General features: G+C 69.2%; 10 protein-coding genes. 4 read left to right on the top strand and 6 right to left on the bottom strand.

The window, feature by feature from the left end:
• From NL1_RS34725 to NL1_RS34710, 4 genes are all read left to right on the top strand, one after another.
• Window positions 1-1137: S1C family serine protease (locus NL1_RS34725; RefSeq protein WP_067848872.1), on the top strand; the 1137-nt coding region annotated here is incomplete at its 5' end.
• 33 nt (window positions 1138-1170) lie between these two features.
• Window positions 1171-1587 (top strand): Sec-independent protein translocase protein TatB, encoded by a 417-nt coding sequence (gene tatB / locus NL1_RS34720; RefSeq protein ID WP_067848869.1) that lies wholly within the window; start codon window positions 1171-1173, stop codon window positions 1585-1587.
• A 181-nt stretch (window positions 1588-1768) separates the two neighbouring features.
• Complete coding sequence (locus NL1_RS34715; protein ID WP_067848866.1) at window positions 1769-2626, top strand: hypothetical protein; 858 nt, start codon at window positions 1769-1771, stop codon at window positions 2624-2626.
• A gap of 264 nt (window positions 2627-2890) precedes the next feature.
• Window positions 2891-3133 carry a hypothetical protein gene (locus NL1_RS34710; RefSeq protein WP_067848864.1) on the top strand — a complete coding sequence of 81 codons (243 nt, stop codon included), beginning with the start codon at window positions 2891-2893 and terminating at the stop codon, window positions 3131-3133.
• Between the two features lie 100 nt (window positions 3134-3233).
• Here the strand turns inward: NL1_RS34710 and NL1_RS34705 are convergent, their stop codons facing one another.
• The 6 genes from NL1_RS34705 to dapE all read right to left on the bottom strand — a co-directional run bounded on the left by NL1_RS34705 (window position 3234) and on the right by dapE (window position 9495).
• Complete coding sequence (locus tag NL1_RS34705; protein WP_067848862.1) at window positions 3234-4172, bottom strand: glucosyl-3-phosphoglycerate synthase; 939 nt, start codon at window positions 4170-4172, stop codon at window positions 3234-3236.
• Window positions 4169-5053 carry a dihydropteroate synthase gene (folP, locus tag NL1_RS34700; protein WP_067848859.1) on the bottom strand — a complete coding sequence of 295 codons (885 nt, stop codon included), beginning with the start codon at window positions 5051-5053 and terminating at the stop codon, window positions 4169-4171. Before folP ends, NL1_RS34705 begins: the two co-directional genes overlap by 4 nt.
• 17 nt (window positions 5054-5070) lie before the next feature.
• Window positions 5071-6840: a long-chain-acyl-CoA synthetase gene (locus NL1_RS34695; RefSeq protein WP_067848857.1), complete on the bottom strand. Its 1770-nt coding sequence runs from the start codon at window positions 6838-6840 to the stop codon at window positions 5071-5073.
• 10 nt (window positions 6841-6850) lie between these two features.
• Window positions 6851-7450, bottom strand: coding sequence for an LOG family protein (locus tag NL1_RS34690; RefSeq protein ID WP_084511389.1), 600 nt, complete (start codon window positions 7448-7450; stop codon window positions 6851-6853).
• Entirely contained in the window at window positions 7444-8253 is an 810-nt protein-coding gene (locus NL1_RS34685; protein ID WP_067848855.1) for an LOG family protein, read from the bottom strand. The genes NL1_RS34690 and NL1_RS34685 overlap by 7 nt, the downstream gene beginning before the upstream one ends.
• Window positions 8254-8394: 141 nt before the next feature.
• Window positions 8395-9495 (bottom strand): succinyl-diaminopimelate desuccinylase, encoded by a 1101-nt coding sequence (dapE, locus tag NL1_RS34680; RefSeq protein ID WP_067848875.1) that lies wholly within the window; start codon window positions 9493-9495, stop codon window positions 8395-8397.
• Between the last annotated feature and the right edge of the window lie 181 nt (window positions 9496-9676).

The raw sequence follows: 9676 nt of genomic DNA, 5'->3' as shown, positions 1-9676 counted from the left end.
GTGCCGACGCCGCAGCCGCAGCCGCTGCCCCAGTCGCGCAAGCTGAGCGTGCGCGAGGTGCTCTTCGGGTCCAGGGTCGCGCCCAAGGCGCTGGCTCTGCTGGCCGCGATCGCGCTCGGCATCGGCGTGCTCGGCGGCTTGGTCGGCAGGCTCACCGCCGAGCAGACCACCAACCTCACCTCCCGCAAGGTGACCTTGGAGCAGTCCGACGACATCGAGCGCCCGCACGGGCAGATCGCCCAGGTCGCGAACGCGGTCCTGCCCTCGGTGGTCTCCATCCGGGTCACCGTCGGCGACAACGGCGCCACCGGCTCGGGCGTGGTCATCGACGGCGCGGGCTACGTGGTGACCAACAACCACGTCATCTCGATGGCCGCCCAGGACAAGAGCAACCGGGCCGCCATCCAGGTCACCTTCTCCGACGGCAGCCGGGTGCCCGCGAACATCGTCGGCCGCGATCCCAAGACCGATCTCGCGGTGCTCAAGGTCGACGTGAAGAACCTCACGGTGGCCAAGCTCGGCAAGTCCGGCGACATCCAGGTGGGCGACGACGTGCTGGCCATCGGTTCGCCGCTCGGCCTGAGCAAGACCGTCACCTCCGGCATCGTCAGCGCGCTGCACCGCCCGGTGAAGCTGTCCGGCGAGGGCAGCGACACCAATGCGGTGATCGACGCCGTGCAGACCGACGCCTCGATCAACCCGGGTAACTCCGGTGGCGCGCTGGTCGACATGGACGGGCAGGTCATCGGCATCAACACCGCCATCCGCAGCGAGACGGGCGGTTCGGTCGGCCTCGGCTTCGCCATCCCGGTCGACACCATGACCGAGGTCGCGCAGAGCCTGATCCAGACCGGCAAGATGAACCACCCGGTGATCGGCATCTCGGCCCGCACCAAGACCGTCGCCAACGAGGTGATGAGCGGCGCGGCGGTGGCCGATGTGGCGCCGAACGGTCCCGCGGCCAAAGCGGGGATCGTCGAGGGTGACGTGATCGTCCGGGTGGGCGGCCGCGAGGTCACCGGGCCGGAGGAGCTGACCGTCGCGGTGCAGTCCCACGAGATCGGCGAGACGGTGAACGTGCAGTTGATCCGCGATGGCAGGCAGGTGGACGTGCCTGTGACGTTGGAATCCGACTGACCCGCTGGTCGGATGCCCGGGTAGCCTGGATTCGTGTTCAGCAACATCGGCTGGAGCGAGATGATGATCCTGCTCGTCGCCGCCCTCGTGATCCTCGGTCCGGAGCGTCTGCCCGGCGCCGTGCGCTGGACCACGAACAGCCTGCGTCAGCTGCGCGACTACGCCAGCGGCGCCACCGCCCAGCTGAAGGAAGAACTGGGCCCGGATTTCGAGGACCTGCGCAAGCCGCTGGCCGACCTGAACGAGCTGCGCGGGATGACGCCGCGCTCGATGGTCACCAAGCACCTGCTGAACGGCGATGATTCGGTGCTGCGCAGCCTGGAGAAGGCCGTGCCCTCCAAAGACGACCTGTACGGAACCAGCAGCGGCATGCCGGACTATCCGATGCCGAAGCTGGAAAAACCGTTGGAGCGCAACGAACGTCCGCCGATCGACTTCGACGCCACCTGATCGCAGTGTGCATGTCCGATTCGAGGACGAACTTCGATCGGCAGCATCGTGCACACTCCGCCTTCAGCACCGGCGAGTCCGCGCGAATCGCCGTAGAGCCGAAACAGACTGGGCCGTCTGGAAGTAAGCGATGTCAAGCAGACTAGACCCGTAAGGCTGTCGAGCTGTCTAAACTTCGCACATGTCGGCCGATGACGTGGCGCGAGTCTTTGCAATCGAGGACAAGGTCGAGAGACTCAAGGCGGCCACCGACGGGGTGGCGGCGGCGCAGCAGACGATCAACGAACTCACCAGGATCCGCAGGGCGGTCATCCGGGAACTTCACGCCGAGGGCTGGACCTTCGCCAGAATCGGTGCGGCGGCGGGTCTTTCCCGCGCCCGCATCCATCAGGTGAGCACCCAGGGCCCGGCGCCGGAGGGACTGTTCTTCGGGCACGGGACGCTCACGGTGCTCGTCCCCGAGGTGCGGGCGGGCCGGGTGCTCGGGGCGCCGGACCCCGGTGCCGCACACCGGCTCGTGGAACTGTTGCGCGAGCTCGGGTTCGGGGCGGGGATCGAAAGGTTCCTGCCGGGCAGACCGGTGGACCTGAACCGGGACGGACTGATCGTGGTCGGCGGTCCCGAGTTGTCCCCCAGCGTGCGTCATCTCATCGCGGCCGATCCCCGGCTGCGCCGCGCCGTGGCCAGGGCAGGCGACGCCCGCCGCGGCATCGAGGACAGGGCCGCGCGCCGCGTGTACCGGCCGGGCGGCCCCGAACCGCACGACATCGCGTATCTGGCCCGCCTGCCGCGCCCCGACGGCCGCGGCACCTGCCTGATCATCGACGGACTGCACCCACCCGGATCCCTCGGTGCGGTGCGCCTGCTCGCCACTCGATTGGCCACGCTGCACGAGCGGGCGGCCAATCACCTGTTCTCGGTGCTCATTGCGGTCCGCTACGACCGAACCACCGGCGAGCCGGTAGATGTCGATCTACTCACGCCCGTCTACCGGCACGACGCCGACCCACGCCCCATCGGCACTCGCCCACGGCGCTGATGCGGATCGATAGCTGAAGAACGCCTCCCCGCTCGCTGCACGCCGGGTTCGCACGAAATGCCGGACTATTTCCGCAGTGTGTTGCACATCACGTGCCCCTGCGGGTTACAGATACCCACTCGATGTTTAGATAGCTAGTAGATAACTATTAATTCGAGTAGGTGAGTTCTCCATGTCTTCCAGGTCCGACAGCCGCGCATTCCGGACGCCGGTGACGCGCGAAACGAATCACGCTGGGGCGGGCGCACATTCGGGGAGGACGCGATGAACACCATCGTTCTCGTCAGCGTGATCGCCTTCGTGGCCATCACCGTCGGCGTTCTGGTCGCCGTACTGAAACGGCCCAATTCGTCGGAACAGTTGACCGTTGCCGCGATTCAGGCTCGGTTGGCCGATGAGCAGCCCGGGCAGTGCGACGCATCGCAGACGAAAGACTCTCGCGAGAACGAAGAGCTAGCGACAGCCGACGCGTCCACTGGCGATGGCAAGTCTCGCCGAGAGCCCTAGAAAACCCGACCTCGCAGCGCCACCACACGCTTCGCAGCGGATACAACCTCTGCGAAGCGTCGAAACGATCTGCGAGGAAGCGCTTCGACCGCTAGCGGAGCTAGGCGGCGACTCGGGACGGGCGCAGGGTGTTCATCGGGGGCCGGTCCGTGAGTGAGACTTCCGTGCTGTGGGCCGTGAAAGCGTCGCCGATCAGGGGGAATTGGGTGAGGGCGGCGCCGGAGTCGGTGACTCCGCTGCGGCCGAGGACGGTGCCGAGGATCTGGCGGCTCATCACGCCGAGATCGCCGAGGGGGCGATTGCGGTGGGTGCGCACGCCCAGATTGACCTGGCCGATGGCGGACAGGCCGACGCGGTCGTAGGTGTCGAGGAGCAGGCCGATCTCCACGCCGTAGCCGGGGGCGAACGGCACCGAGGTGAGAAGTTCACGGGTGCCCGCGTATTCGCCGCTCAGCGGTTGCAGCACCGCGCACAGTTCCGGGCGCAGCGCGGCGAGCAGCGGGCGTGCGACCAGTTCGGTGACGCGCCCGCCGCCGTGCGCGTCCACCGTGCCGCCCTGCCGCAGCGGGCGGCGGTAGTAGGCCTTGACCAAGTGCATGTCGTCGTTCAGCAGCAGCGGGCCGAGCAGCTTCGGCACGAAGGCCGGGTCGGGGTCGATGAGGTCGGAATCGACGAACGCGATCAGGTCACCGCCGGTGACCGCGAGCGAACGCCACAGCACCTCGCCCTTGCCGGGCATCGGCTCCAGCTCCGGCACGGCCTGCTCGCGGGAGATGACCTCGGCGCCCGCGGCGCGGGCCCGTTCGGCGGTGGCGTCGGTGGAGCCGGAATCGAGCACCACCAGTTCGTCGACGAGCGTGCCGAGCAGCGGCCTGATGCTGGCCACCACCTCGGCGACGGTGCGTTCTTCGTTCAGCGCGGGCAGCACCACCGATACGGTGCGCCCGTCCTTGGCGGCGACCAGCTCGTCGACCGTCCATTCGGGGGTGTCCCAGGTATTCGTGCTTGCCCAGGCGGACTCGCGGTGTTGGATTTTCATACCAGACCTCGCAGGGTTCGTGCGGGGGGCCGGATGCCCTGGATCGCGGCGATCATGTCCACGACGCGCCGGGTTTCGGCAACCTCGTGGACCCGGAAGACTCGGGCGCCGGCGGCGGCGGACCACGCTGTCGCCGCCAGTGTGCCCTCCAACCGTTCGGAGAGACCGACACCAAGAGTCTCCCCGATGAAATCCTTGTTGCTCAGCGCCATCAAGACCGGCCATCCGGTATTTACAAGAACGTCGATTCCCCGCAACAGTTCGAGCCCGTGATAGGTGTTCTTGCCGAAATCGTGGGTGGGATCGATCAGGATCGAATCCTTGCGCACGCCCGCGGCGAGCGCGTCCTCGGCGGCCCGGACCACGGTGTCGGTGACTTCGCTCACCACGTCGGTGTACCGGACCCGATGCGGGCGGGTCCGCGGCACCGCGCCGCCGGTGTGACTGCACACGACGCCGACGCCGAGTTCGGCGGCGACCGCGACCAGCTCCGGGTCCGCGCCCGCCCAGGTGTCGTTGATCAGGTCGGCGCCTTCGGCCACCGCGGCCCGCGCCACCTCCGATCGCCAGGTATCGACGCTGATCAGCAGTTCGGGATACGCGGCGCGGATCGCCGCGACGAAGGGCACCACCCGCCGCGTCTCCTCGGCTGCGTCGACCGTCGCACCCGGCCCCGCCTTCACTCCGCCGATGTCGACCAGATCCGCGCCTTCGCCGACCGCGCGGGCGACCGCATCCATGGCCGCGGCGTCGGTGAACGTCGCTCCGCGGTCGTAGAACGAATCGGGGGTGCGGTTGACGATCGCCATCACCAGCGCCCGATCCGTCGCCACCTGCTTGCCGCACAGCGTGGGAGGCGGCACGGCAATCGGGCTGAACATGCCTCGACTGTAGCGGCTCAGCTCTTCGGCACGCGGCCCGCGGCGACGTCGGCGGCGTAGTCGTCGTACGCGGGGACGTAGCCCTCGGTGCGACCCGCGAGCACGTAGAGCGCACTGTCGGCGTCCGGCGCGTACCCCTGCTTGCGCAGTTCGACCTTGCGGCTCTTGAACGTGGAGGTCTGCTCCAGCTCGGCGACGACCCGCACGAACAGCGGCACCGCATAACCCGGCAGCCCGCGGTAGGCCAGTTCGGCCAGCCCGGCGCCGTCGAACTCCGCGCCGGGGTGCAGCGTGACCGCCGCCATGCCCGCCTTGCCGTCGGCGCCGGGGATATCGACCCCGAACACGACGGCCTGCGCCACGGCATCGTGCCCGCCGAGCGCGCCTTCGACCTCCGTGGTGGCCACGTTCTCGCCCTTCCAGCGGAAGGTGTCGCCGAGCCGGTCCACGAACGCGATGTGCCACCAGCCCTGATCGCGCACCAGATCACCGGTGTCGAACCACACGTCGCCCCGCTTGAAGCCGTCGCGGATCAGCTTGGATTCCGAGGCGTCCGCGTCGGTGTAGCCGTCGAACGGCTGGCGGTCGTCCACCTTGGCCAGCAGCAGACCGACCCCGCCGGAGCCGACCCGGCGCAGCGTGCCGCCGGGGCCGCGCTTGGCCTTGCCGGTGGCGTCGTCGTATTCGACGATCGCGTAGGGCAGCGGCCCGAACCCCGCGGTGCGGTCCACCCCGAACGCGTTGACGAACGCGATCGGCGCCTCGCTCGCGCCGTAGAACTCCACCACCCTGCCGATCCCGAACCGCTCGGTGAACTGCTCCCACAACTCCGGACGCAGCCCGTTGCCGACGACCAACCGGACCCGGTGCTGCCGATCGGCCGGGCGCGCAGGCTGATTCAGCAGATACCGGCACAGCTCGCCGATATAGATGAACGCGGTGGCCCGTTCCCGGATGATCTCGTCCCAGAATCCGGAGGCGGAGAACTTGCGGCCGAGCGCGTAGGTGGCCCCGCCCGCGAGCACCGACGACAGCGCGACGGTGAGCGCGTTGTTGTGATAGAGCGGCAGGCAGCAGTACAGGGTGTCGTTGCCGCGCAGGCGAATTCCGAACCCGCCGAGACCGGCCATGCTCCTTGTCCAGCGCAGGTGGGTCATCACGCTGGCCTTGGGCAGGCCGGTGGTGCCGGAAGTGAAGATCAGGAACGCGCGTTCGCGGGCGGTCACCTGCGCGCACGCGGCGGGATCGGTGGCGTCGGCGGTGCGGGCGTCCCGTTCGAGATCGCCACTGGACAACACGTTCGGCAACGGCTCGGCGAGCGAATCCAGCGCCTCCCGGCATTCCTCGCCGACCACGTTCAGCACGCTGTCGAGCAGCCCGAAGCTGTGCGCGAGCACCCGGTCGCGCTGGTGGTGGTTGAGCAGGCCGACGGTGGCGCCGAGCTTGACGACGGCAAGCACCGTGAACAGCGTCTCGGGCCGGTTGGCCATCAGCACGCCGACCACGTCGCCGCGGCGCACCCCGCGCTCGGCGAGAACACTCGCGTAGCGGTTCACCTCGGCGTTGGCCTCACCGTATCGGTAGATCCGGCCCTCGAAACGCAGGAAAGGACGGTCCGGATGACGGTGGGCGTTGCGCTGGAAGTACAAGCCGACCGAGGCCTTGTCGCCGGGCCGCACCAGTATGCCGAGCGCGTTGCGCACCATGCCCGGCGCATCGAGCGCCATCCCGGGCAGCGATTTGGCCAAGTCGACGAGGCGCACCGTTGCGCGGGTGTCGGCGCTCAACGCGCTTCTCCTAGCCTTGCCCGGTGCTGTCGCCGATCGCCGGTTCGGGTTTCAGCGCCGCGAACGCGGCGGGCAGGGAGGTGGCCACGGTGATCCGCTCCATGGCGAACCGGGAGACGAACTTTCGCTCGTAGAGCTCGTCGATCCAGCGGAACAGACCGTCGTAGAAGCCGTTCGGGTCGAGCACGACCACCGGCTTGGCGTGCTGACCGAGGTAGCCGCCGGTCCAGGTCTCGAAGAACTCCTCCAGCGTGCCGACGCCGCCGGGCAGCGTGAGGAAGGCGTCGGCGCGGTCCTCCATGACCTGCTTGCGCTGGCGCATGGTGTCGGTGACCACCAGCTCGTCGGAGTCGACGTCGGCGACTTCCTTGTGCACCAGGTGTTTCGGGATCACGCCGATGGTTGTGGCGCCGCCCGCCCGCGCCGCGGTGGCGACGGCGCCCATCATCGAGACGTGACCGCCGCCGGACACCAGTTGCCAACCGCGCCGGGCGATCTCGGTGCCCACCCGGGCGGCCAGCGCCAGCGCGTCGGGGTCGGCGGTGCTCGCCGAGCAGTAGACGCAGACGGCGTACGGGACAGCGGGGTCGACCGGAATCTCCGTCACCACTGATCCTCCGTGCCGAGGGTGTCGATGTCGGCGCGGTCGGCGGCCGCCTGCATGATGATCTCGACGACCTCCTCCACGTCATCGGTGACGTGGATCAGATCGAGGTCGCTCGGCGAGATCTTGCCGGAGCCCTCCAGCGAACCGCGCAGCCACTCCACCAGCCCCGACCAGTATCTGGTGCCGAACAGGATGATCGGGAAACGGGTGATCTTGCGGGTCTGCACCAGCGTGAGCGCCTCGAACAGCTCATCCAGGGTGCCGAAACCACCTGGCAGACAGACGAATGCCTCGGAGTACTTCACGAACATCGTCTTGCGGACGAAGAAGTAGCGGAAATTGATGCCGAGATCGACCCAGTCGTTGAGGCTCTGCTCGAACGGCAGCTCGATGCCGAGGCCGACCGAGTAACCGCCCACCTCGCAGGCCCCCCGGTTGGCGGCCTCCATCGCGCCGGGCCCGCCGCCGGTGATCACCGCGAACCCGGCCCTGGCCAGCGCGGCGCCGATGGCCATGCCCGCCTGGTATTCGGGATGGTCGACGGGCGTGCGCGCGGAACCGAAGACCGTGACCGCGCGCGGCACCTCGGCCAGCGCGCCGAAACCCTCGACGAACTCGGCCTGGATGCGCAGCACCCGCCACGGGTCGGTGTGCACCCAGTCGCTGTCCCCGCGCTGATCCAGTAGGTTCCGGTCGGCGGTGCCTGCGCCGGGTTTGCGGTCGCGGCGGAACATTATCGGTCCGCGGAATTTGGCTGTCGACTTCGGCTTACTGGCAACCTCGGAATCGGCGGCTTCGGTGGACATGCGTTCCACGCTACCGGGCTGTAGGCGGCGCGGGCGGCGCAAGGCGGTGAACGCGTGGCACACTCGCGATGTCGGGCGGGGGTGTCGCACTCCCGGCGCGGACGGGCAAGGCAACGCCCTCGCGGGCCGTGCGATCGAGGGTCAGGCTTTGCCGGTCAGGTAGTTGCGCAGCATGGCGGCGACCGCGGTGATCTGTGCGGTCGGCAGGTGCTCGTCGCGCTTGTGGGCGAGGTTGGGGTCGCCGGGACCGAAATTGACGGCGGGGATGCCGCGGGCGGCGAAGCGTGACACGTCGGTCCAGCCGTACTTGGCCCGCACCCCGCCGCCGCCGTGACGGTTCACCGAGGCGATCAGATCGGCGGCGGCGGGCGCGGTGAGGCCGGGCAGCGCGCCGGGCGCTGCGTCGACCACGTCGATCGTGACCTCGATACCGTCGAAGACCTCGCGCACGTGGTCGATGGCCTGGTCGATGCTGCGGTCGGGGGCGAAGCGGAAGTTCAGCTCCAGCTCCGCGGCGTCCGGGATGACGTTCCCCGCCACGCCCCCGGAGAGGCGGGTCGCCGAGAGGCCCTCGCGATAGCCGCAGCCATCGATGTCGACCGCCCGCGGCCGGTAGTCGGACAACCGTTGCAGCACCGGGGCCAGCCGGTGAATCGCGTTGTCGCCCATCCACGCTCGCGCCGAATGCGCGCGCACGCCCTTGGTGGCGAGCCGGGCGCGCAGGGTGCCCTGGCAGCCCGCCTCGATCCAGCCGCCCGAGGGTTCGCCCAGGATGGCGAGATCACCGTCGAGCCATTCGGGCAGGTCGCGCTCGATGTGACCGAGGCCGTTGTGCTCGGCGGCGATCTCCTCGCCGTCGTAGAAGATCAGCGTCAGGTCGTGCACCGGCTCGGCGACCGTCGCGGCGAGATGCAGGAAGACCGCGTCACCCGACTTCATGTCGACGGTGCCGCACCCGTAGAGCACCTCCTGGCCGTCCTCGTCCTTGTCGAACCGGCTCGGCACGTTGTCCGCGATCGGCACGGTGTCCAGGTGCCCGGCCAAGATCACCCTGGCCGGCAGCCCCCGGTTCGTGCGGGCCAGCACCACGTTGCCGTGCCGCACCACCTCGAAGCCGCTGGTCTGCTCCCGCAGCGCCCGCTCCACGACGTCGGTGATCGCCTTCTCGTCGAGCGACACGCTCGGAATGTCCACGAGCGCGGCGGTGAGAGCGATGGGATCGGCAGACAGGTCGATGGTCACGCCCCTCAGCCTACGAGCGGCGCATCGGTCGCGGACACCGCGCCGGTTTGCGGGCAGCGCGCGGGTCCGCAGGCAGCGCGCCAGTTCGCGGGCAGCGCGCCAGTTCGCGGGCAGCACGGTTCGCAGGCAGCGGCGCCGGTTCACGGGCAGCGGCGCGGGTTCGCGCGGGCAGCGCGGGTTC

The organism is Nocardia lijiangensis NBRC 108240 (assembly GCF_001613045.1).
Lineage (GTDB): Bacteria > Actinomycetota > Actinomycetes > Mycobacteriales > Mycobacteriaceae > Nocardia > Nocardia lijiangensis.
This window is presented reverse-complemented; position numbering and strand designations above follow the sequence as displayed.

Coding starts and splice junctions, on each gene's coding strand:
- NL1_RS34715 (WP_067848866.1), top strand. CDS start 1,769: ATGTCGGCCGATGACGTGGCGCGAGTCTTTGCAATCGAGGACAAGGTC.
- NL1_RS34710 (WP_067848864.1), top strand. CDS start 2,891: ATGAACACCATCGTTCTCGTCAGCGTGATCGCCTTCGTGGCCATCACC.
- NL1_RS34705 (WP_067848862.1), bottom strand. CDS start 4,172: ATGAAAATCCAACACCGCGAGTCCGCCTGGGCAAGCACGAATACCTGG.
- folP (WP_067848859.1), bottom strand. CDS start 5,053: ATGTTCAGCCCGATTGCCGTGCCGCCTCCCACGCTGTGCGGCAAGCAG.
- NL1_RS34685 (WP_067848855.1), bottom strand. CDS start 8,253: ATGTCCACCGAAGCCGCCGATTCCGAGGTTGCCAGTAAGCCGAAGTCG.